We start from the raw sequence: 21,730 nt of genomic DNA, 5'->3' as shown, positions 1-21,730 counted from the left end.
CCCGGAAAACGGCAAAGGAGCCGCCGCCGGTCTGCCCGGCGGCGGCTCCTCTATTCCCCCCGAACGTCAGCGGTCAGGCGATCTGCAAGGCCGCCTTCCGCCGCCGGCGCATGGCGACGCCCATGCCGCCGAAGCCGATCAGCATCAGCGCCCAGGTGCCGGGCTCGGGCACCGCCGCGGTCGGCGCGAAGGCGCGGCCCGACAACGTCGATCCGTCGATCACGCCGTAGAAGCCGAGCTGGTTGAAGGCGGTGGCGTTGGTCCGGAAGATGTAAGTGGTGCTGTTCTCGGTCCCGGTCAGGCCGTTGGCGCCGAATTCCGTGGTGAGCACGCCGCCGCTCGGCGACCGGCCGAAGGTGGTGGTCGACCCACTTGGCGTCCCATCGGCCAAGGCGGGATTGTTGACCGCAACGAACGGACCGGCGCCATCCGTGTCGGCACCGTTCACGAAGGCGCTCACCAGGAAGTTGGTGAAATCGCTGACCGTGAAGCTCCGGATCTCCTGGCTGGCGGCGCTCCCCGCGCCGGTGCGGATGACCTGATAGTAGAAATCGAGCGTGCCGGACGTGTTCTGATAGACCGCCTGGTTGAAGGTTGCCGAGAAGGTCAGCGCCGTGCCCGCTGTGCTCGAACTCGCCAACAGCGTGCCCGCCGTTCCGGCCGGGAAAGCCTGGGTCGGCTGGCCGGTCGCTCCGGGCAGCAGGTCCGTGGCCGATGCAGGCACGGCAAAGGTCAGGGACGCCGCAAGTGCAGCGCCGGCAAACATGGTTTTCAGTGACATAGTAGGCTCCGTCCAAACGACGTCGCCCTCCGACGCCAAGCCCACCCCGCCTCTTGGTTAACAGGAGTTAATCTCACGTCAATGCAATTTTAACTGTGCCGCGTTGGCGCATTTTCGGACGACGCGCGGCCGCGGGCGGCGCGTTCCTCGACCCTTTCACGGGTCCGGCGAGGCGGCGACATTACCGGCTGGAAGCTGAGCCCGCCCCCTTGCGCGATGGCGCCCGCCGGCTGGCCGTGCTTGTCGGTCGGCGGGTAGCCGGTGATAGGCGTGGAAGATGTAGCTGCCTCTCCCCTTGATCCACCGTCGCCGCTTAGATTTGACGACCGTCAAAGCGCCGTGCGGCCGCCGCGGCTACGCCTGACCCATCAAGTCAGGAGTTTGCCCGATGACCCGCGGTCTCGACCGCGCCGCGCTTGCCGCCCGCCAGGAAATCACTGCCCCGCCGCCCGCCCTCGCCACCCCCGCGGAAGCCCGCGCCGGCTGCACCGACCGCAACTTCGGCCTGCCCCCGGCGCTGCTGCTCGGCGTGTTCGGGCTGTTCATGGCCTATCTGGCGGTGATGTGGATCGGCTTCGCTGCCGACGGCCTCGTCATGCCGATGGTCATCAACGTCATCTTCGTCGCGGCGTTCTGCGTCGTGCCGATGAAGTGGGCGACGATGAAGCCCGCCCACCGCGACCGCGCGCTCGGCTGGGCCGAGTTTCGCGAGCGCGGGATCGAGACGTTGACCGGCCACAGCGACGCCGGCGAGGCGGCGACGCTGGTCCTCCTGCTCCCGGCCTGCGTGCTCTTCTGGGGCATCGCGACGACCACCATCGCCGCGCTGGTCTGACCGCTCAGGCGGCGGGGCCGAGCCGCGCGGGGTCGAGGAGTTCGATCCCGCGCCGGCCGTGGCGGCGGATCGCGCCGTCGGCCTCGAGCGCGCCGACCACCCGGCTGACCGTCTCGATCGTCAGCCCGAGCAGCCCGGCCAGCTCGGCGCGCGACAGCGGCAGCTCGAACCGCGCCGCCGGATGACAGGGCGACTCGCTCGCCGCATCGGCCATCGCCAGCAGGAACGTGCCGACCCGTTCGCGCGCGGTGTGCCGCCCGACCATCGCGGTCAGCGAGCGCGCGGCGAACAGATCCTCGCTCGATCGCCGCAGCAATGCCCGCGCCAGCGCCGGGTAACGCTCCACCGCGCGCTCATATTCGGCGCGCGAGAACAGGCACACCTCGCTTGGCGCCAGCGCGACCACGTCGAACCGCGCCAGCGGGGTGAACAGCTCGCCGACGAACCCCGCCGGATGGACCAGGCTCAAAATCCGCTCGGTCCCCCCGGCGTCGAGCGCGCTGATCTTGAGCGCCCCGCGCACCAGCGTCGCGCAGGCGTCGCTCGCCTCCCCCGCCGCGAACAGCGTCTCCCCCGCCGCCAGCCGCCGATGCCGACCCAGCCGCGCCAGGTCGTCGCGCTCGGCGGAATCGAGCGCCGCACACGCCGCGCGGTCGCGCACGGGGCAGCTGTCGCAGGCGAGGAGAGAGCCGGCCATGACCCAGGGTGTAGCCGCTCCGCCGGCCCGCTCAACCCGGCAGCCCTTGCGCGCCCGCCCGCGCTCGGCCACCTCCGCCGCGCGTGGTGTCGTCGGCTCTTCCACTCCTGCTCAGCTTCGGCGCCGGCCTCGTCGGCGGAGCGATGAACGCGCTTGCGGGCGGGGGCACCTTCGCCACACTGCCCGCGCTGATCGGGCTTGGCCTCCCCGCCAACATCGCCAACGCCACCTCCAACCTCGCGCTTCTCCCCGGCGCGGCGACCAGCGCCTGGTCCTTCCGCCGCGAGCTCGCGCCGGTCGGCGGCATCCCCGTCAAATGGCTCGCGGCGATCACCTTCGCCTTCGGGCTGGTCGGCAGCCTCTTGCTGGTCCTCACCCCGACCCGCACCTTCGACCTCCTCATCCCCTGGCTCTTGCTGTTCGCCTTCCTCGTCATGCTGCTCGGCAAGCGCGCCGCCGACTGGCTTCAGGCGCGCGTCACCATCGGGCGCGGTACCTTGCTCGCGACCCAAGGGTTGCTCGGCATCTACGGCGGCTATTTCGGCGGCGGGGTCGGGCTCATCACCACGGCGCTCTACGGGCTCCTCGCCGGCATCGCCCCGCGCGAGTTGTTCGCCATCCGCACGCTGATGCTCGCGCTCGCCAACCTCGCCGCGGCCTTCATCTTCGTCGGCTTTGGGATGATCGCCTGGACGGCCTGCGTGCCGATGCTGGTCGGGGCGATCCTCGGCGGATGGCTCGGCGCCATCCTCGGCAAGCACCTCTCGGCCAGCGCGATCCGCGCCTGGACCCTCCTCGTCACCGGCGCCACGACGCTCGTCTTCTTCGCCCGCGCCTACGCCTAGACACTGCGCCGCCAAACGCCGACACTCGCGCCATGTCCGACAAATTCGAACGCCATAAGCAGCCCTGGACCCAGGACGAGCTCGAGAAGCTCCACCGCCTCGCGGTCAAGGGCCTGGGCCTGAAAGCCATCGCCAAGGCCCTCACCCGCTCGGAAGAAAGCACCGAGAAGCAGGCCAAGGCGCTCCGGCTCAAGATCGCCAAGCTGCGGTGAGCCGGCGGCGGCCCCTCCGGTGGCGGGGGTGCGCCGCCGCCGCCCTCGTCCTTGGTTGCGGGCTGGCGGCTCCCGCGCTCGCCGCCGACGCGCCGCCACCCCCGCCACCGCCGCTCGCCATCGCCATGCGCGAGACCTTCGACGTGATGAGCGTGCCCTTCGGCCGAAGCCCGGGCATCAGCCTGCTCAACAAGCTGCAACTGTCCGGCACGCTGCGGGGTGACCAATTCGGGCTCGAAGGGTGGAGCGCGCACGCCCAGCTTTTCCGCTTCGACGGCCAGTCGCTCTCGCGCCGCCTCGGCGACCTCCAGACCGCCGACAACATCGAGGCGGTCCCGGTGACGCGGCTGTTCGAAGCCTATCTCGCCCGGCTGTGGGGCAAGGGCGACCGCACCGTCGCGGTCCGGCTCGGCCTCATCGATCTGAACAGCCAGTTCGATTCGATCGACGCCGCGAGCCTGATGCTCAACAGCTCGCACGGCATCGCTCCCGATCTCTCGCGCAGCGGGCTGAACGGCCCGTCCATCTACCCGGTGACCGCGGTCGGCTCGACCGTCACCTGGGTCCGCTCGCCCCGGCTGACGCTCCGGCTGGGGGTGTTCGACGGCGTCGCGGGCAGTCCCGCGCTCCCGCACGCCTTCCTTGCCGAGCGCTTGTCCCCGCACGACGGGGTGCTGGTGATCGCGCAGGTCGACGATCACCTCGACAAGGACCGGCGGATCGAAGGGGGCGCCTGGGGCTATACCGCGGCGACGGGCGGCGTGGCGGATCCCGCCGCGCACGGCCGCGGCGCCTATCTCTCCTACCAGGGGCCGACCGCGTGGCTGCCGCGACTGTCGTGGTGGCTGCGCGGCGGCGTCGCCAACGGCCGCGCCCAGGCGGTGGAGGATTATGCCGGCGGCGGCCTCGTCCAGCAGGGCACCTTCGCCGGCCGCCCCAAGGACCGCCTCGGCCTCGCGCTCGCCCACGCGGTCGTCGGGCACGACGCCGCGGCGCTTGGTGGCACGCACCGCGCGGAGACCAGCGTCGAATTGACCTACCAGGCGGTGATCGGCGACCGTTTCGTGGTCCAGCCCGACCTCGACTTCGTCCACCATCCGGCGGGCCTCGCCCACGCCCCCGACAGCCTCGCCGTCGGCCTCCGCCTCGTCTTCGTCGCCGCCCACCCCGGCTCCCTCAAGGCCAGCGACCCCGGCGACCCGACCGTCCCCCCGGATGCGCTATAGGCGGCCTGCGCCGGCGGAGGTCTGTTTTCGACCCAATGCGAACATGGCAAGATGAACGCATCAATTCAGAATGAAATGGCCTTACGTTCCGCTACTGCCACTTTGCATTGCTTCCTGTGCACAACAGCCAGCAGAAAACTCGGCGTGCCCAACCCTTCGCAGCCTGGATCCTTCTCTCGCTGATGCCGATGCAACCAAGGCCATCCAGCGCAGAGACCGCGTCCTTTTAGGCGTTTATGGTTATACTACGATCGTGCCCGGGGCTGAGGACAGCCATCTACCGGTGCGGATGATCGAGGGGACATCCGACACGCCTGAAAACGAAAACTGTCAGCTTCTCAACGAGCGAGCGGGAGCATATGCGGCGAACTACAACCGCAGGATCTTGAGCAGGTGATCTGGCCGTACTGACGGAAGGTCTGTTTTCGACCCATTGCGGACATCGACCCTCCATGTGAGACTGCCTTGGGGGGCCAATACTCATGAGCGATTTTGAAGCGCTGTTCTCTTTGTTCGGCGTCGTTTTCGGCCTTATCGTCGCCGAGATCGCGCTGAAGTTCGCAGACGCGATTGACGGCAGCCGAGCCCGCCCGCTGGGCGCCCTCACTCCAGCACTCGCGCTGCTCATACTCACCGACATCACTAATTTCTGGATGTTCCTGTGGGGCTCGCGCGCGGCGCTCGTCATCAGTTGGCACCTCGTATTTACTGGGGTTATGTTGGCGATCGTCTACTTTCTCGCTGCTTCCTTGGCCTTTCCACGCACAAAATCTCACGTCGCCCACTTGGACGAGCACTACTGGCATCGAAAGCAGATTGTCGCTGGTGGCATTCTGTTCGTGAACATCATTGTCATCGGTGCGCTCGTCGCGCGGACAGCGCCGGCTTGGAACGACTGGTGGTTCTACTTCTACTTCCCAAGCTATGTGGTTGCCCTTGCTGGGTTGACTTTCAGTAAGTCGCGTCGGTTCGATCTGCTCTGCCTTGGCTGGGCGCTTTTCGTGAACTTGTCTGCCGGTTCCGACCTGTTGCCGCACTCTCAGTTCGGCAAGATCACCGGACAAGTCCCGCAACACCAACAATAGTCCAAGTCGAAAAGTGCGCCGCAAATCCGCGGCCGTCGACACTCGGGCGAACGTCCGAGTCCGACCCATTGCGGACATTCCGGAGCCGTGAAACATACAGCTCATGCTGCCCATCGATTTCGACTGGATACTTTCAGCGTCTGCCGCTGCGTGGCTAGGTTATTCTCGACCGCGATCTACTGCGTTTACCGCTGCTCTAGGCCTCTTAATTGCAGTGTTAGCGTGGCTAGCGACTTATCCTCTCGTAGGCCTTGGCACGAGCTTCGGAGGCGACATCTCGCTCGCTGAAGATTACATCAACGGTGTGGGTAACGGCTCGTCGATGCTTGCCGACGCGGCATTTCCGCTCGTCTGGACATACCCCTAGGTCGCCATCGGATGGCTGGCATTCAGGGTCGGTCGCCGGGTCCGTAAATCGGATTAGGAACGAACGTCCGCTTTCCACCTATTGCGGAATGGGCGCTGGGTCAGGTGAGCTGGAAAGCGCGTTTTGGAGCGAAGCTATGAGCGACGCGGCACTGGGGTTTTTGAGTGTTTTCGCCGCTCTAGGCTTCGTCAGTCTCGCAATCTGGCAATGGCGCACCGGCAACTTCATTGATCCTATATTGAGGACCCTCGCACCTCAATTGAGGAAACGGCCGCTCATGTGGTTCACGAATTCGTTCTATGCTTTTATGGCGGTGTGCTGCCTCTATTCTGCTCGCCTTCTTTTTGCCGGTGTTTAAGGTCCGCTTTCCACCCATTGCAGACGTAGGCAGCCCCGCTACCTTACCTCGCATGTCTGGCTATCCTGCGCTGCTGCGTGACCTCTGTGTTAATCTGGGCTTCTGTGGGAGCGGTGATGGCGTTGAGCCGTCACATGTGGAGGCTCTGATAACGGAGGGCGGTCAAGTCACCGCTGACGAGTTTGTTAGGTGGGTATTTCAGGCTGAAGGCATGGATCCGGTCAGCGCTGAAGCGGCAAAGCACGCAACCAGCATTCGGGCGGCATTCGTCCGGCATTTGGGTGGTGAAGTCGTGCCAGCGTCATCCCTAACTGACGCGACATAAGGTCCGCTTTCCACCCAAAGCGGACATTGCGACCGAACGTCCGAGTCCGACCGGTTGCGGTTCTTCACTGCTTCTAGAAACCGGCTTCGTGCCCAGACCCTTCGACATTAGCGAGGAGCTTAGGGAGGCCCATTGCCCGGCGGGAATGCAGCGATGACAGACACCGCAAACGTCATGGCCATCGACCACTTCGGGTTCGCGGTATCGTCTCTCGACGACGCCGTTCGGTTTTGGACCGAAGCGCTCGGCTTCACGCTGGAGCGGCAGTCCGAGATGGGGGGCGACTTCCTGCGTCAGGTCACCGGCGTCGACGACGCAGGGGTGAAGACCGCGATCGTCAAGGCGCCCGGCGGCTGCGTGGTCGAACTGCTGCAATATGCCAAAGGGCTTGAGAACGGGATCGTGCCCAGCAGCTCGGGCGCCATCGGTGCCGCCCACCTGGCTCTCACCGTGACGGACATCCATGCCGCCCTCGCCCGCGTCGAGGCAGCGGGATGGACGGCCAAGGGAAGTCCGCAACCCATCCCTGGCGGCCCACGCCAGGGGACGCTGGTCGCCTACGTTTCCGGCCCTGACCATATCACGATCGAGTTCATGCAGCCGCCCGCCCGCTGACGTCCGCTCTCCACTCATCGCCGACATTCGCTGCCGGCCCTACGGCACCAACACCGTGTCCTTGGCGTGCGCCAGCAACCGCGGATAATCGAGGTTGAAGTGCAGCCCGCGGCTCTCGTGGCGGCGGAGCGCCGAGCGGATGATGAGGTCGGCGACCTCGACCAGGTTCCTGAGCTCGATCAGGTCGGGCGTCACCCGGAACTTGCCGTAATAGTCCGACACCTCCTGCCGCAGCATGTCGACCCGCCGCTTGGCCCGCTCGAGCCGCTTGGTGGTGCGGACGATGCCGACATAATTCCACATGAAACGGCGGATCTCGCCCCAGGTCTGGGCGATCACGACTTCCTCGTCGCTGTTGCTGACCCGGCTCTCGTCCCAGTCGCGCACCGCGGGCACGGCGGGCAGCTCGTCCCACCGGGCGAGGATGTCCTTCGCCGCCGCCTCGCCATAGACCAGGCATTCGAGCAGCGAGTTGGACGCCAGCCGGTTGGCGCCGTGCAGCCCGCTCTCGGTCACCTCGCCCGCGGCATAGAGCCCCGGCGCGTCGGTCCGCCCGTGTATGTCCACCACAACCCCGCCGCAGGTATAATGCTGCGCCGGCACCACCGGGATCGGCTCGCGGGTGATGTCGATGCCGAGCCCGAGCAGTTTCTCGTAGATGTTGGGGAAGTGCGCCTTCACGAACTCGGGCTCGCGGTGGCTGATGTCGAGGTGGACGAAGTCGAGGCCGTCGCGCTTGATCTCGCTGTCGATCGCGCGGGCGACGACGTCGCGCGGCGCCAACTCACCGCGCTCGTCATAGTCGGGCATGAAGCGGTGCCCCGTCTGCGGGTGCTTGAGGATTCCGCCCTCGCCGCGCACCGCCTCGGTGATCAGGAAATTCTTGACCGTGAGGTTGTAGAGGCAGGTCGGGTGGAACTGCATCATCTCCATGTTGGAGACGCGGCAGCCCGCGCGCCACGCCATCGCGATGCCGTCCCCGGTCGCCCCCCGCGGCGCGGTCGAGTAGAGATAGGTCCGCCCCGCCCCGCCGGTCGCCAGCACCGTTGCCCGGGCCAGCAGCGTCTCAACCTTCTTCGTCTGCCGGTTGAAGGCGTAGAGCCCGTGCACCGTCCCGTCGGTCGAGAAGCGCGTCGCATGGCGCCCGGTGACGAGGTCGATCGCCACCATCTCGGGCACCAGCGTGATGTTGGGCTGCGCCGCGGCGGCCTTTTCGAGCGCCTGCTGCACCGCCCAGCCGGTGGCGTCGGCGACATGGACGATGCGGCGGTGGCTGTGCCCGCCCTCGCGCGTCAGGTGCAGCGCGCCGCCTTCCTCCGCGAAGGGCACGCCCAGCTCGATCAGTCGGGCAATGGCCGCTGGCGCATGGCTCACCACATGCTCGACCACCTTGCGGTCGTTCAATCCCGCGCCGGCCATCATCGTGTCCTCGACATGCGCGTCGAAGCTGTCGCCTTCCTCGAGCACCGCGGCGATCCCGCCCTGCGCCCACCCGGTCGCCCCTTCGCTCAGCCCCCCCTTGGCGATCACCGCCACCTTGCAATGCTCGGCAAGGTTGAGCGCCGCGGTCAGCCCGGCGGCACCCGAGCCGATGACGAGAACGTCGAACTCCTGCTTCACCCCTGCCGCACCAGGCTGAGGAACACATCCTCGAGATCCGGATCGCGCGTCACCACGTCGACGATGCCGAGCCCCTGCGCCCCCAGCGCGCCCAGGACCTCGCCCGCATTCACCTTGTCCTTGCGGTAGGTGATCGTCAGCTGGCGCTCGCCCGACACCGCGATCTGCTCGAAGCACGGCGCCTCGGGCGCCGTCATGACGTCACGGTCGACCGTGACGATGACCTTCTTCTCCTGCGCGCGGCCGACCAGCTCGCGGGTCGGCTCATTGGCGATCACCTGGCCGTGGTTGATGATCGCGATGCGGTCGCACAATTCCTCGGCTTCCTCGAGGTAATGGGTCGTCAGCACGATCGTCACGCCCTTGGCGTGCAGTTCGCGGACGTAATCCCACAATTGTTGGCGAAGCTCGACGTCGACCCCGGCGGTCGGCTCGTCGAGCACCAGGATCGGGGGCGAGTGGACCATCGCCTTTGCGACCAGCAGCCGCCGCTTCATGCCCCCCGACAGCGTCCGGCTGTAGGCATTGGCCTTGTCGGTCAACCGCATCGCCGCCAGCAGCGCGTCGCTCTGCCGCTCGTTCTTGGGAATGCCGTACAGCCCCGCCTGGATCTCGAGCGCCTCGCGCGGGGTGAAGAAGGGGTCGAACAGGATTTCCTGCGGCACCACCCCGATCGACAGCTTGGCGTTGCGCGGGTGCTGGTCGATGTCGAAGCCCCAAATGTCGACCTTGCCCGACGTCTTGACCACCAGTCCCGCGAGGATGTTGATCAGCGTCGACTTGCCCGCGCCATTGGGGCCGAGCAGCCCGAAGATCTGCCCGCGCGGAACCTCGAAGCTGACCCCGTCGAGCGCGCGCTTGCCGCCCTGATAGGTCTTGCCGAGGTCCTCGATCCGGATTGCCGCGTCGCTCATAACCACCAGCCACTAGCGGCTTATTGAAGGCTGGCAAGCAAGGGGCTAATCCCCGCGCCCATGTCGGCCATTCCTCCTCCCGAGACCATCCTCGTCACCACCAACGCCGTGTCGTGCGACGGCGCGGGCGACATCGCCCCCGCGCTCGGCCACCCGCGGGTCTATCTGCGGATCGACGAAAAGGGGTTTGTCGAGTGCGGCTATTGCGACCGCCGCTTCGTCTTGAAGGGCGGCCCGGCCGACCCGGACGCCGCCGCCTAGCCCCAAGTCCCGGCTGGCGTCGCGCCGCGGCGCGCCTATATCGTGCGCCATGAACGCGCTGCTCGACCCCCGCCGCTTCCTCTATCGCGAAGCGCTCGACCCCGACGAGGCCAAGCGGCTCGCCGCCCGCCACCTTGGCGCCTGCGACGACGGCGAGCTCTACCTCCAGTATCGCAGCTCGGAGGCGTTCGGCTTCGACGATGGCCGCCTCAAGACCGCCGACTACAACACCGGCGGCGGCTTCGGCCTGCGCGGCGTGACCGGCGAGACCACCGCCTTCGCCCACGCCAATGAAATCAGCGCCGCCGCGATCGAGCGCGCCGCCCAGACGCTGAAGCTGCTCGACCCCGCCACCGGCCCCCACGCCGGCCCGCCGCCGCGCACCAACATGGCGATGTACGGCGTCGAGGATCCGCTCACCCTCATCCCCTTCGCGCGCAAGGTCGAGCTCTGCCAGCAGATCGACGCCGCCGCCCGCGCCCGCGATCCGCGCGTCGCACAGGTCAGCGTCGCCCTCCAGGGGAGCTGGAGCGTGGTCGAGGTGGTCCGCGCCGACGGTTTCGTCGCCACCGACGTCCGCCCGCTGGTCCGCCTCAACGTCTCGATCGTCGCCAAGCAGGGCGACCGCCGCGAGATGGGCTTCCACGGGCTCGGCGGCCGCTACCTCTACGACCGCCTGTTCGAGCCCGCGACCTGGAACCGCGCGATCGACATCGCGCTCCAGCAGGCGCTCACCAACTTGGATGCGGTCGACGCCCCCGCGGGCGAGATGACCGTGGTCTGCGGTCCCGGCTGGCCCGGCGTGCTGCTCCACGAAGCGGTCGGCCACACGCTCGAGGGTGACTTCAACCGCAAGGGCACCAGCACCTTCTCCGGCCGCCTCGGCGAGCGGATCGCCGCCCCCGGCGTCACCGTGGTCGACGACGGCGCGATGGCCGAGCGGCGCGGCTCGCTCACCATCGACGACGAGGGCACCCCGACCCAGCGCAACACGCTGATCGAGGACGGAATCCTCGTCGGCTATCTCCAGGACCGCCTGAACGCCCGCCTGATGGGGGTCGCCCCGACCGGCAACGGCCGCCGCGAGAGCTTCGCCCACGCGCCGATGCCGCGGATGACCAACACCTTCATGCTCGGCGGCCAGGACGATCCCGCCGAGCTGCTCGCCCGGGTCAAGGACGGCGTCTACGCCAAGAGCTTCGGCGGCGGCCAGGTCGACATCACCAGCGGAAAGTTCGTCTTCAGCTGCACCGAGGCCTATCGCATCCGTGGCGGCAAGCTCGCCGAGCCCTTGAAGGGCGCGACCCTGATCGGCGACGGCCCGACCGTGCTGACCCGGGTCAAGGGCATCGGCAATGACCTCGAACTCGACGAGGGCGTCGGCATCTGCGGCAAGGGCGGCCAGTCGGTCCCCGCCGGCGTCGGCCAGCCGACCCTGCTGATTGACGGCCTCACCGTGGGCGGCACCGCCGCTTGACCCTGGACGGCCCGGACTGGAGCGAGCGGCTGCTCGCCTTCTGGTTCGGACTCGATCCCGCCTTATGGTTCAAGCGCGACGATGCGCTCGACGCCGAGCTCCGCCGCCGCTTCGAGCGGGTCCGCGCCGCCTTGCGCGACTGCCCGCCCGGCTCGTTCCTCGCCAGCCCGCGCCGCGCGCTCGCCGCGGTGATCCTGTTCGACCAGGTGCCCCGCAACCTCTACCGCGACCGGCCCGAGCAGTTCGCCACCGACCCGCTCGCGCTCACCATCGCCCGCGACGCGATCGCGCTCGGCTACGACCGCGCCATGACCCTCGACGAGCGGACCTTCCTCTACATGCCGTTCCAGCACAGCGAGTCGCTCGCCGATCAGGCGGAGTCGCTCCGCCTGTTCACCGCGCTCGGCGATCCCGAGCGGCTCGACTACGCCCGGCGACACCATGACGTCATCGCCCGCTTCGGCCGCTTTCCCCACCGCAACGCCGCGCTCGGGCGCACCCCGACCGCCGCCGAACGGGCGGCCGGCAATGTCGAGCCTTTCTAGCGATGAGCCTGATCGAGATCGGCCGCTATCACGACCAGATCCGCGCCGACCTCGCGCGGCTGACGCTCGAGCGCGAGGGGATCGACGCCTTGCTGTTCGACGAGGCGATGCACCGCTACTTGGGCGTCGGCTGGTTGATGCCGGTTCGGCTGATGGTCGCGAAGGGCGATGGCCCACTCGCGCTCAACATCCTCGCCGAGGACGATCTCAGCCCTGACTGGTGACCTGAGCCTTAGAGCAGGTGGTCGACCGCGGCGAGGCTGAACCCCGCCGCCTGCGCCTTGGCCTCGACCTCGTCGCGCGGCACGCCTTCCTCGCGACAGGCGACCGCCCAGGCCAGCGTCGAGCGCATCCCCGAGCGGCAGAAGGCGAGCAGCTTGCCCTCGCCCGCGGCGTGCATCGCCTCGCGCATCGCCTCGACATGGGTCGGGCCCATGCCCCGGTCGATCGGCACATGGCGATAGGCGAGCCCGGCGGCCTGCGCCGCCTGCTCGATGTCGGCGCTGCTCGGCTGGCCGGGGTCCTCATTGTCGGGGCGGTTGTTGACGATCAGCGTCACCCCCGCCTCCTTGGCCTCGGCAAGCTGCGCGGGGCTCAACTGCCCGGCGACCAGCGTATGTTCGTCAAGCTGCTTGAACATGGTCATGGCGTGGTCCCCGGGTGGCCGTGTGTCTCGCCCGTAGGCGGTTCGGCGGCGCGGCGCCAGCGGGCGCGGATCATCGCACTCGTCTCGCGGCTGCCGTCGTGGCTCCACCCGGGCTCGCGCACCAGATAGCCGAGCTTGGCGCCCCACGGCGCGCGCCACAGGTCGCGGGCGATCCCGACCCATTCGTGAGTCGCCGCCCACAGGATGTTGAACGACCCCAATTGGTGGACGATGCCGTAGCGCGGCCGGTCGTCCGCGCGCTCGGGCTCGAAGGTGCCGAGCCAGCGGTCCCAGACGATGAACACCCCCGCATAATTCTTGTCGAGATAGCGCGGGTTGACCGCATGGTGGACGCGGTGGTGCGACGGCGTGTTCATCACCGCCTCCACCCAGCGCGGCAGCCGCCCGACCACCTCGGTGTGGATCCAGAATTGGTAGATGAGGTTCAGCCCCGCGCAGAAGAACACCATCGCCGGCGGGAAGCCGATCAGGAACAGCGGCAGGCGGAAGGCGAACGCCAGACTGAAGAAGCCGGTCCACGTCTGCCGCAGCGCGGTCGACAGATTATAATGCTGGCTCGAATGGTGGATGACGTGGCTCGCCCAGAACCACCGCACCCGGTGCGCCGCGCGGTGGAAGACATAGTAGAGGAAATCGTCGGCGACGAAGCACAGCACGAATGCCCACCAGGTCCACGGCACGTCGAGCAGCCGGAACCGCCACAGCCAGCTCGCCGCCGCATAGATGGCGCCGAGCGACAGCGCCCCCGCGATCGTGCTCCCGAACCCCAGCCCGAGTGACGTCATGGTGTCACGCGGGCAGTAACGCCGCCGGTCGCGCAGCCGGGCGACCACCATCTCGGCGAGCACCAGCGCGATGAAGCCGGGGATGGCGAGGTCGACCGGGTTGGGCAGGTCGGGCATCGGCGTCTTCTACAGCATCGCGCGCACGCTGGGGAGTTGCGCGCGCCCCAGCCGCAGCCGCACCTTGCCGAATGGGCGGTCGCGCGGATCGATCACCAGCGTGTCACCTTCCTCGGTCGCCAGCAAAGGCCGCTGCAATTCGCGGCTCGCCATATCGACCCCGTGCGCCTTGACCGCAAACAGCCGCCCGTCATGCGCGAAGGCCAGCGCAGCCTTGCCGTCCTGCCCGACCAATACCGTCCGCAGCGCCAGCGGCCCATATTCCTGCCCCAGCCGCTCGGCGACCTCGTCCGCGCTCAGCGCCTCGCGCCGGCCCAGCCCCATCGCTTTGGCGAGCGCCGCCAGCACCACCACCCCGACCAGCGAGCCGAGCAGCAGCATCCCCTTCACGCCGCGAACCGCTCGACCGTCTCGAGCATCGCGTCGCCATAGCGCTCGAGCTTGGCCGCCCCGACCCCCTGCACCCGCGCCAGCTGGTCGAGGCTCGCCGGCCTGGCCGCCGCGATCTCGCGCAGCGTGCTGTCGTGGAAGACGACGTAGGGCGGCACCCCCTGCGCGGCGGCGAGGCTGCGGCGGGTCTCGCGCAACGCGTCGAACAGCGGGTCGGCCGGCCCCTCGTCACCGCGGCTCCGGCGCCGGCCCTTGCTTTCCTTCGGCACCGCGATGGCGACGCTCGCCTCACCCTTGAGGATCGCCCGCGCCCCCGGCCCGAAGCTCAGCCCCCCATAAGCATCGGCCCGCAGCGCGTCGCGCGCGACCAGCGCGCGGGCGACGTGGCGGACCAGCGGCAGCTCCTCGGCGGTGGCGATCCCGAACACCGACAGCCGGTGGTGCCCGTTGGCATGAACCTTGTCGGTCTCCTTGCCCGCCAGCACGTCATTGAGGTGCCCGACCCCGAAGCGCATCTCGGTGCGGAAGGCGGCCGACAGCAATTTGCGCGCCAGCTCGGTCACCTCGATCTGCGCCGGCGGCTCGAGGCAATTGTCGCAATTGCCGCACTGCTCGGGCGGGTCCTCGCCAAAATGCCTGAGCAGGATCGCCCGCCGGCACCCCGGCGTCTCGACCAGCGCGGCGAGCGCGTTCAGGCGCTCGCGCTCGGCCTCGCGGCGGTCGGCCGGCACTTCCTCCTCGAGCCGCTGGCGGGCGAGCGCGAAGTCCGCCGCCGACCAGAACAGCCACGCCTCGGCGGGATCGCCGTCGCGCCCGGCGCGCCCGGTCTCCTGATAATAGGCCTCGATCGACTTGGGGATGGAGACGTGCGCGACGGTCCTGACGTCGGGCTTGTCGATCCCCATCCCGAAGGCGATCGTCGCCGCCATCACCATCTCTTCCGAGGCGACGAAGTCGTGCTGGTTGCGCTGGCGCACCTGGGGGTCGAGCCCGGCGTGATAGGCGCGCGCCGGCCGCCCGTTCCCGCTCAGCGCGGCGGCGGTCTTCTCGGCCTTGTCGCGGCTCGGCGTGTAGACGATCGCCGGTCCCGGCCGCTCGCGCAGCAACTGGTCGAGCTGCCGCGTCGCCTGCTCGCGCGGGCGGATCACGTAGCGGATGTTGGGCCGGTCGAAGCCGGCGACGATCAGCCCGTCCTCGCCGATCCCGAGCTGGGTTAATATGTCGGCCCGCGTGCGGCGGTCGGCGGTGGCGGTCAGCGCCAGCCGCGGCACCGCCGGAAAGGCGCTCAGCAGCCCCTTGAGCATCCGATAGTCGGGGCGGAAGTCGTGCCCCCATTCGCTGACGCAATGCGCCTCGTCGATCGCGATCAGCGCGAGATCCAGCCGCTCGATCATCCGCCCGAAATGGTCGGTCGTCGCCCGCTCGGGCGCGACGTAGAGCAGGTCGAGGTCGCCCCCCAACGCGCGCTCGGTCACAGCCTGGCGGTCGTCGGCGCTGGTCAGCGACGCGGCCTTGATCCCCAGCGCCTCGGCCGAGCGGATCTGGTCGTGCATCAGCGCGATCAACGGCGAGATGACCAGCGCCATCCCAGGCCGCGCCAGCGCTGGCAATTGGTAGCAGAGCGACTTGCCCGCCCCGGTCGGCATCACCGCCAGCGTGTTCTCGCCCGCCAGAACGCGATCGACCACCTGCCGCTGCACCCCGCGGAAGGAATCGAAGCCGAAGACGGATTTGAGCAGCTGCTGGGGGTCGGTCACGTCTGAACTGCTCTCGAACGAACGGCGCGGGCCCGCAAGCCCGCGCCGCCGTCTCTTCTTACTTGTCGCCGCCGGCGGTCGGGGTCGTCCCGGTCAGCCCGTAATATTGCAGATACGGATTGATGTCCGGATCGCGCCCGGCGAACCCGCGATACATGGCGGCATAGTCGAGCGTGTTGCCGCGGCTCAGCACCATGTCGCGGAAGCGCTGGCCGTTGGCGCGGGTCAGGCCGCCATGGCTCTCGAACCAGGCGAAGGCGTCCTGCCCGAGCATCCGGGTCCACGGGTAAGCGTAATAGCCCGCCGAATAGCCGTTGCTCCAGATGTGGAGGAAGTAGTTCGACCGATAGCGCGGGGGCACGTCGGTGACATCGAACCCGCTCTTGGCCAGCGCGTCGGCCTCGAACCGGTCGACGTCCTTGATCCCCGCGTTCGCCGCCAGCGAATGCCAGTCGAGGTCGAGCCGCGCCGCCTCGAGCACCTCGCCATTGTCATAGCCCTGGTTGAAGGTCCGCGCCTGCTTGATCTTGGCGATCAGCTCGGCCGGCAGCACCTGCCCGGTCTGATAGTGCACCGCGTAATTCGGCAGCACCTTGGGATCGAGCGCCCAATTCTCGTTGAACTGGCTCGGGAACTCGACGAAGTCGCGCGCCACGCTGGTGCCCGAGATGGTCGGATAGGTCTGCGCCGCGAACAGGCCGTGCAGCGCATGGCCGAATTCGTGGAACATCGTCGTCACGTCGTCGAAGCTGATCAGCGCGGGCTGGCCCGGCGCCGGCTTGGTAAAGTTCTCGACGTTGTAGATGACCGGCTTGGTCCCGCGCAGATAGCTCTGGTTGACCAGGTTCGACATCCACGCGCCGCCGTTCTTGTTGTCGCGCTTCCAGAAGTCGAAATACATCAGCCCGAGCTGCTGGCCGTTGGCGTCGGTCACCTCATAGGTGACCATGTCCGGATTCCACGTCGGCAGGTCGGTGCGCTTCTTGAAGGTCAGCCCGTAGAGCTGGTTGGCGGCGTAGAAGACGCCCTTTTCCAGCACCCGGTTGATCTCGAAATACGGCTTCAGCTGATCGTTATCGAGCGCATAGCGCTGCTTGCGGATCTGCTCGGCATAGAAGGTCCAGTCGGCCGGGGTGACCGGGGCGGTGGCGCCTTCCTTCTGGGCGAGCGCGCGTATGTCCGCGGCTTCCTGGCGCTGCTTGGCGGCGGTCGGCGCGGCCAGCCGGTCGAGGAAGCCGACCGCGGTCTGCCGGTTCTTCGCCATCTGGTCGTAGAGCGTATAATCCGCCCAGTTCGGATAGCCGAACAGCGCCGCCTTCTGCGCACGCAAATTAGCGATCTCGAGGATCAGCGCGCGAGTGTCGTTGGCATCGCCATGCTCGGCGCGATTGATGCTCGCCTCATAGAGCTTCTGGCGCGTCGCATGGTTGGTCAGGCTCGACAGCAACGGCTGCTGGGTCGTGTTCTGCAACTGCAGCACATAGCCGGTCAGGTGGCGCGCCTTGGCCGCCTCGGCCGCCGCCGCGATCTGCGCTTCGCTTAAGCCAGCCAGCTCGGCCTTGTCGGTGACATGCACCGCGCCGGCCTTGGCGGCATTGAGCAGCTTCTGGGTGAAGCTCGTCTGCAGGCTCGAGAGGCGGGTGTTCATCGCCTTGAGCTGGGTCTGCTTGGCGGGCGACAGCATCGCTCCAGCGTGGACCATCTGATTGTAATAGACGTCGAGCAGCTTGGCCTGCTCGGCGTTGAGCCCGAGCGAACCAACGCGGTCGTGCAGGTCCTTGACCCGCGCGAACAGCTTGGCGTTCAGATTGATGAAGTCGCCATGCTGCGCGAACAGCGGGCTGGTCTTGGTGTCGACCGCCTGCAGCGTGTCATTGGTGTTGGCCCCGTTGACCGCCGAAAAGGCGAGCCCGGTCCGCTCGAGCAGCAGCCCCGACCGCTCCAGCGCGACGATCGTATTGTCGAAGGTCGGCGCCGCCTTTTGGTTGGCGATCGCGGTCACTTCGGCTTTCTGCTGCGCCATCCCGGCCATCAGCGCCGGGAGGTAGTCGCTGTCCTTGATCCGGCCGAAATCGGGCGCCTGGAGCGGCAGCGTGCTGGGCTTGGCGAAGGGGTTGGACGCGGGCAGCGACGCCGACATCGTCGCGGGGTGACGCTTGGCGGGCGCAGCGGCGGTCAACGCGGGCACGATGGCGATCGCGGCGGACGCGAAAAGGAGCTTGCGGATCATAGGGTTACGGTTTCCTCCTGTAAAATGTCGCCGGAGGTCTAGCGCGCCCGCGCCTTTCGCAACACTGAATTATGAACGGCGCGGGCGGCGCCGTCGCGCTCAGACGATGGTGTAGACGATACCGAGCCGGCCTTCGTCCTTGAGCGCCGCGATTCCCGCCGTGTCGAGCGGCTCGTCGAAGGTCATCCCGCAATCATGCTCGCCGGACCAGGCGACCTCGCCCATCACCTCGATCTCGCCGACCTTGAGCAATATCTGCCTGCCGTCCTGCGGCAGGCTGCGGCCCGACAATTTGGCGCCGTGCAGCCCAAGGTCACTGATCGCGACCGAGCGGGAACCGCCCAGCGTGGTGGCCGACCCGGCAAGGGTCACGCGCTCGCGTTTCTCCCGCCGCTTGCCGCCGGGAATATCAACACGCTTACCGAAACTGTGCATCATCATACTCCATGATGCCCCACGCCCGGACGCGGCGGTAAGATCGCAAAGGTCAACGCAAGGTGGGCAGACAGCGCTAACCGCGCCTTCACCACGGCGCGCCTATTCGGCCGCCTGCTCGAGCTCGCGCTCCTGCGCCTGCCGCGCCCACAGCTCGGCATAGAGCCCCTGCCGCCGCAGCAGTTCCTGGTGCGTCCCGCGCTCGGCCACCCGCCCGGCGTCGAGCACCACGATCTGGTCGGCCCCGACCACGGTCGACAGCCGGTGGGCGATGGTGATCGTGGTGCGGTTGCGCGCGACGTCGCCGAGCGTGTCCTGGATCGCTTCCTCGGTCCGGCTGTCGAGCGCGCTGGTCGCCTCGTCGAGGATCAGGATCGGCGGGTCCTTGAGCAGCGTCCGCGCGATCGCCACCCGCTGCTTCTCGCCGCCCGACAGCTTCAAGCCCCGCTCGCCGACCATCGCTTCATAGCCGTCAGGCAAGGCGGCGATGAAGCGATCGATCGCCGCCCCCTTGGCCGCGCCCTCGATCTCGGCCTGGCTCGCCCCGTCGCGGCCGTAGCCGATGTTGTAGCCGATGGTGTCGTTGAACAGCACCGTGTCCTGCGGGACGATCCCGATTGCCGCGCGCAGGCTCGCCTGCGTCACTTGGGCGATGTCCTGCCCGTCGATCAGGATGCGCCCGCCTTGGGGATCGTAGAAACGGTAGAGCAGCCGCGCCAGCGTCGACTTGCCCGCCCCCGACGGCCCGACCACCGCCAGCGTAGTCCCCGCCGGCACCCTGAAGCTCACGCCCTCGAGGATCGTCCGCTCGGGGTCGTAGCCGAACCGCACGTCCTCGAAGCGGAGCTCGCCGTTCGGCACGCTCAGTGCCACCGCGCCCGGCGCATCGACCACCTCGGCGGCGGTGTCGGTCAGGTCGAACATCGCCTCCATGTCGATCAGCCCCTGGCGGATCGAGCGATAGACCCAGCCGAGCATGTCCAAGGGGCGGAACAGCTGCAGCAGCAGGCTGTTGACCAGCACCACGTCGCCCGGGGTGAACTTGCCCTGGCTCCACCCCCACACGGTCAGCGCCATCGCGCCCGCCATCATCCCGTTGGTGATGAAGCTCTGCCCGATGTTGAGCCACGCCAGGCTCACCTCGTTGCGCACCGCGGCGCGGGTGAAGGTCCCGATCGCCTCGTCGTAGCGGCGCGCCTCGCGCTCCTCGGCGCCGAAATATTTCACCGTCTCGTAATTGAGCAGGCTGTCGACCGCGCGCCCGATCGCCTTGTTGTCGACGTCGTTCATCTCGCGCTGGAGCTTGCTGCGCCATTCCGACACCCGCCGGGTGAAGACGATGTAGACCGCCACCGTCACCAGCGTCGCCGCCACCAGGCCCAGCCCATATTTGACGTAGAAAATGACGCTCGTGGCAACCAGCTCGATCAGCGTCGGGGCGATGTTGAACAGCAGGAAATAGAGCATCATGTCGATGCTCTTGGTGCCCCGCTCGACGATCTTGGTCAGGCTCCCCGTTCGCCGCTCGAGGTGGAAGCGCAGCGACAGGCTGTGGACATGGCGGAACACCCGCGCCGACAGCCGCCGCGCCGCGCTCTGCCCGACCTTCTCGAACACGGCGTTGCGCAAATTGTCGCTAAGCACCCCGCCGAACCGCGCCAGCGTGTAGGCGGCGACCAGCGCGAAGACGATCCCGACCGCCTGCGCCGGCCCGCTCATCCGGTCGATGATCGCCTTGTAGGTGAAGGGCATGGCGAACAGCACGCCGCGCCCGGCCAGCACCAGCACCACCGCCACCACTACGCGCAGCTTGAGCTCGCGCTCGCCCTTGGGCCACAGCATCGGCAGGAAGCGCCACAGCGTCTTGAACCCCGCCACCGGGCGGGTCGTCGTCTCTTCCGCTGTCGCCATCGTGCCACAGGTAGGCACCGCGCTGCCTCACCGCAATCGTTCGCCCCCGAAACGAACGGAACCGAGCCGTTAATCGACGGTTATGCCTTCAAGTTTGTCATTGCTTGCCAGTGAGTTCGCATCATGGGGCCCATCGCTTACGTCATCGCCATCCTCGGCTGCGCCGACGGCTCGTCGGCCGCCTGCACCCCGGTCGCGACCATGCCCACCCGCTATGAAAGCCGCGCCAGCTGCGACGCCGCCGCCGCCGCCGCGCTCACCCAGAACACCGACGTCGACTATCCCACCGTGGTCGCCGAGTGCCGCCGCGCGACGACCGTTCCGGCGGCTCAAAGGTTGGAGCGGAGCACGCCGCTTAGCGTTGACCACGCGAACGGCTGAGCCCCCCGCTCGGCCGAACGGAGTTTATCCCATGGCCGAGACCTTCCAGCCCGAAGTCCACCCCAACGACCATCTCCCCGGTCACGAAAGCGCGCTCGAGCCCAAACCCGAGTGGCAGCCGCGCTACCCCGGCTCGGGCCGCCTGAAAGACAAGGTCGCGATCGTCACCGGCGGCGACAGCGGCATCGGCCGCGCGGTCGCCGCCTTGTTCGCGCGCGAAGGCGCCGACGTCGCGATCATCTATCTCAACGAGCATGACGATGCGGCCAAGACCCGCGACATCGTCGCCGCCGAAGGCCGCCGCGCGCTGACCATCCCCGGCGACCTCGGTGACAAGAGCTTCTGCGAGAAAGCCGTCCACCAGGTGATCGACGCCTTCGGCCGGCTCGACGTGCTCATCAACAACGCCGGCGAACAGCACCACCAGGAGAAGATCGAAGACATCTCGGAGGAGCAGCTCCGCCGTACCTTCCAGTCGAAAATCTATTCGATGTTCTTCCTCACCCAGGCGGCGATGCCCCATCTCAAGTCGGGTGCGGCGATCGTCAACTGCACCTCGGAGACGATGTACAAGGGCGCGCCGATCCTGCTCGACTATAGTGCGACCAAGGGCGCCATCACCGCCTTCACCCGCAGCCTCGCGCTCAATCTGGTCGAGCAGGGCATCCGCGTGAACGGGGTCGCCCCGGGTCCGATCTGGACCCCGCTCAACCCGTCCGGCGGCCAGCCGCCCGAGAAGATCCCCGAATTCGGCAAGGACACGCCGATGAAGCGCCCCGGCCAGCCCAACGAGGTCGCCCCCGCTTTCCTGTTCCTCGCCTGCGAGGATTCCTCCTACATGACCGGCCAGGTGATCCACCCCGACGGCGGCAACACGACCAGCAGTTAGGTGTA

24 protein-coding genes are annotated in these 21,730 nt (G+C 67.9%); 13 read left to right on the top strand and 11 right to left on the bottom strand.

The genetic code is table 11. The features are described 5' to 3' along the window. Window positions 1-73 precede the first annotated feature (73 nt). Window positions 74-724, bottom strand: a complete 651-nt coding sequence (locus GCU42_RS10490; RefSeq protein ID WP_240309424.1) for a PEPxxWA-CTERM sorting domain-containing protein — start codon at window positions 722-724, stop codon at window positions 74-76. A gap of 445 nt (window positions 725-1,169) precedes the next feature. On the opposite strand from GCU42_RS10490, the gene GCU42_RS10485 reads away from it, so the two are divergent. Further along, entirely contained in the window at window positions 1,170-1,616 is a 447-nt protein-coding gene (locus GCU42_RS10485) for a hypothetical protein (RefSeq protein WP_114227460.1), read from the top strand. Window positions 1,617-1,620: 4 nt separating this feature from the next. On the opposite strand, the gene GCU42_RS10480 is transcribed toward GCU42_RS10485, so the two are convergent. After that, window positions 1,621-2,313: a Crp/Fnr family transcriptional regulator gene (locus tag GCU42_RS10480; protein ID WP_114227459.1), complete on the bottom strand. Its 693-nt coding sequence runs from the start codon at window positions 2,311-2,313 to the stop codon at window positions 1,621-1,623. 86 nt (window positions 2,314-2,399) lie between these two features. On the opposite strand from GCU42_RS10480, the gene GCU42_RS10475 reads away from it, so the two are divergent. The 6 genes from GCU42_RS10475 to GCU42_RS10450 all read left to right on the top strand — a co-directional run bounded on the left by GCU42_RS10475 (window position 2,400) and on the right by GCU42_RS10450 (window position 7,346). Further along, on the top strand, window positions 2,400-3,158 hold the full coding sequence (locus GCU42_RS10475) for a sulfite exporter TauE/SafE family protein (RefSeq protein ID WP_240309423.1): 759 nt from the start codon (window positions 2,400-2,402) through the stop codon (window positions 3,156-3,158). Window positions 3,159-3,190: 32 nt separating this feature from the next. After that, entirely contained in the window at window positions 3,191-3,370 is a 180-nt protein-coding gene (locus tag GCU42_RS10470; protein ID WP_114227458.1) for a hypothetical protein, read from the top strand. Beyond that, window positions 3,367-4,596: a carbohydrate porin gene (locus GCU42_RS10465; RefSeq protein ID WP_152569555.1), complete on the top strand. Its 1,230-nt coding sequence runs from the start codon at window positions 3,367-3,369 to the stop codon at window positions 4,594-4,596. The genes GCU42_RS10470 and GCU42_RS10465 overlap by 4 nt, the downstream gene beginning before the upstream one ends. Window positions 4,597-5,078: 482 nt before the next feature. After that, window positions 5,079-5,681 carry a hypothetical protein gene (locus GCU42_RS10460; RefSeq protein WP_114227456.1) on the top strand — a complete coding sequence of 201 codons (603 nt, stop codon included), beginning with the start codon at window positions 5,079-5,081 and terminating at the stop codon, window positions 5,679-5,681. A 503-nt stretch (window positions 5,682-6,184) separates the two neighbouring features. Continuing rightward, the gene (locus GCU42_RS10455; RefSeq protein ID WP_152569554.1) at window positions 6,185-6,406 is read left to right on the top strand and encodes a hypothetical protein; all 222 of its coding nucleotides are present in this window, start codon (window positions 6,185-6,187) and stop codon (window positions 6,404-6,406) included. 478 nt (window positions 6,407-6,884) lie between these two features. Beyond that, the gene (locus tag GCU42_RS10450) at window positions 6,885-7,346 is read left to right on the top strand and encodes a VOC family protein (RefSeq protein ID WP_114227454.1); all 462 of its coding nucleotides are present in this window, start codon (window positions 6,885-6,887) and stop codon (window positions 7,344-7,346) included. A gap of 39 nt (window positions 7,347-7,385) precedes the next feature. Here the strand turns inward: GCU42_RS10450 and nadB are convergent, their stop codons facing one another. Together nadB and GCU42_RS10440 are read right to left on the bottom strand one after the other, a co-directional pair. Beyond that, window positions 7,386-8,966, bottom strand: coding sequence for an L-aspartate oxidase (nadB, locus tag GCU42_RS10445; protein ID WP_114227453.1), 1,581 nt, complete (start codon window positions 8,964-8,966; stop codon window positions 7,386-7,388). After that, window positions 8,963-9,880 (bottom strand): ABC transporter ATP-binding protein, encoded by a 918-nt coding sequence (locus GCU42_RS10440; RefSeq protein ID WP_114227452.1) that lies wholly within the window; start codon window positions 9,878-9,880, stop codon window positions 8,963-8,965. The genes nadB and GCU42_RS10440 overlap by 4 nt, the downstream gene beginning before the upstream one ends. 60 nt (window positions 9,881-9,940) lie before the next feature. On the opposite strand from GCU42_RS10440, the gene GCU42_RS10435 reads away from it, so the two are divergent. Genes GCU42_RS10435 through GCU42_RS10420 form a run of 4 tightly spaced genes read left to right on the top strand, consistent with a single transcriptional unit; the run spans window position 9,941 to window position 12,387 of the window. Next, window positions 9,941-10,141 (top strand): zinc-finger domain-containing protein, encoded by a 201-nt coding sequence (locus GCU42_RS10435; protein ID WP_114227451.1) that lies wholly within the window; start codon window positions 9,941-9,943, stop codon window positions 10,139-10,141. A gap of 49 nt (window positions 10,142-10,190) precedes the next feature. After that, window positions 10,191-11,618, top strand: a complete 1,428-nt coding sequence (gene tldD, locus GCU42_RS10430) for a metalloprotease TldD (protein ID WP_114227450.1) — start codon at window positions 10,191-10,193, stop codon at window positions 11,616-11,618. After that, window positions 11,615-12,163 (top strand): DUF924 family protein, encoded by a 549-nt coding sequence (locus GCU42_RS10425; RefSeq protein WP_114227449.1) that lies wholly within the window; start codon window positions 11,615-11,617, stop codon window positions 12,161-12,163. Before tldD ends, GCU42_RS10425 begins: the two co-directional genes overlap by 4 nt. 2 nt (window positions 12,164-12,165) lie before the next feature. After that, on the top strand, window positions 12,166-12,387 hold the full coding sequence (locus tag GCU42_RS10420; protein WP_114227448.1) for a putative signal transducing protein: 222 nt from the start codon (window positions 12,166-12,168) through the stop codon (window positions 12,385-12,387). Between the two features lie 8 nt (window positions 12,388-12,395). On the opposite strand, the gene GCU42_RS10415 is transcribed toward GCU42_RS10420, so the two are convergent. From GCU42_RS10415 to GCU42_RS10385, 7 genes are all read right to left on the bottom strand, one after another. Then, complete coding sequence (locus GCU42_RS10415; protein WP_240309421.1) at window positions 12,396-12,809, bottom strand: protein tyrosine phosphatase family protein; 414 nt, start codon at window positions 12,807-12,809, stop codon at window positions 12,396-12,398. Further along, a complete protein-coding gene (locus tag GCU42_RS10410) occupies window positions 12,806-13,732 on the bottom strand; it encodes a sterol desaturase family protein (protein WP_114227446.1) in 927 nt (308 codons plus the stop codon). The genes GCU42_RS10415 and GCU42_RS10410 overlap by 4 nt, the downstream gene beginning before the upstream one ends. Window positions 13,733-13,741: 9 nt before the next feature. Further along, window positions 13,742-14,122 (bottom strand): hypothetical protein, encoded by a 381-nt coding sequence (locus GCU42_RS10405; RefSeq protein WP_114227445.1) that lies wholly within the window; start codon window positions 14,120-14,122, stop codon window positions 13,742-13,744. Then, window positions 14,119-15,879 (bottom strand): DNA helicase RecQ, encoded by a 1,761-nt coding sequence (gene recQ / locus GCU42_RS10400; RefSeq protein ID WP_114227444.1) that lies wholly within the window; start codon window positions 15,877-15,879, stop codon window positions 14,119-14,121. The genes GCU42_RS10405 and recQ overlap by 4 nt, the downstream gene beginning before the upstream one ends. Before the next feature lie 58 nt (window positions 15,880-15,937). After that, window positions 15,938-18,109 carry a M3 family metallopeptidase gene (locus GCU42_RS10395; protein WP_114227443.1) on the bottom strand — a complete coding sequence of 724 codons (2,172 nt, stop codon included), beginning with the start codon at window positions 18,107-18,109 and terminating at the stop codon, window positions 15,938-15,940. Between the two features lie 99 nt (window positions 18,110-18,208). Next, window positions 18,209-18,550, bottom strand: coding sequence for a PilZ domain-containing protein (locus tag GCU42_RS10390; protein ID WP_114227442.1), 342 nt, complete (start codon window positions 18,548-18,550; stop codon window positions 18,209-18,211). Between the two features lie 96 nt (window positions 18,551-18,646). After that, entirely contained in the window at window positions 18,647-20,455 is a 1,809-nt protein-coding gene (locus GCU42_RS10385; RefSeq protein ID WP_114227441.1) for an ABCB family ABC transporter ATP-binding protein/permease, read from the bottom strand. A gap of 123 nt (window positions 20,456-20,578) precedes the next feature. Between GCU42_RS10385 and GCU42_RS10380 the strand changes: the two genes are divergently transcribed. Next, window positions 20,579-20,836: a hypothetical protein gene (locus tag GCU42_RS10380; RefSeq protein ID WP_205214964.1), complete on the top strand. Its 258-nt coding sequence runs from the start codon at window positions 20,579-20,581 to the stop codon at window positions 20,834-20,836. A 31-nt stretch (window positions 20,837-20,867) separates the two neighbouring features. After that, window positions 20,868-21,725: an SDR family oxidoreductase gene (locus GCU42_RS10375; protein WP_114227440.1), complete on the top strand. Its 858-nt coding sequence runs from the start codon at window positions 20,868-20,870 to the stop codon at window positions 21,723-21,725. Window positions 21,726-21,730 lie beyond the last annotated feature (5 nt).

Origin of the sequence: Sphingomonas ginsengisoli An et al. 2013 (assembly GCF_009363895.1) — a bacterium.
Lineage (GTDB): Bacteria > Pseudomonadota > Alphaproteobacteria > Sphingomonadales > Sphingomonadaceae > Sphingomicrobium > Sphingomicrobium ginsengisoli.
This window is presented reverse-complemented; position numbering and strand designations above follow the sequence as displayed.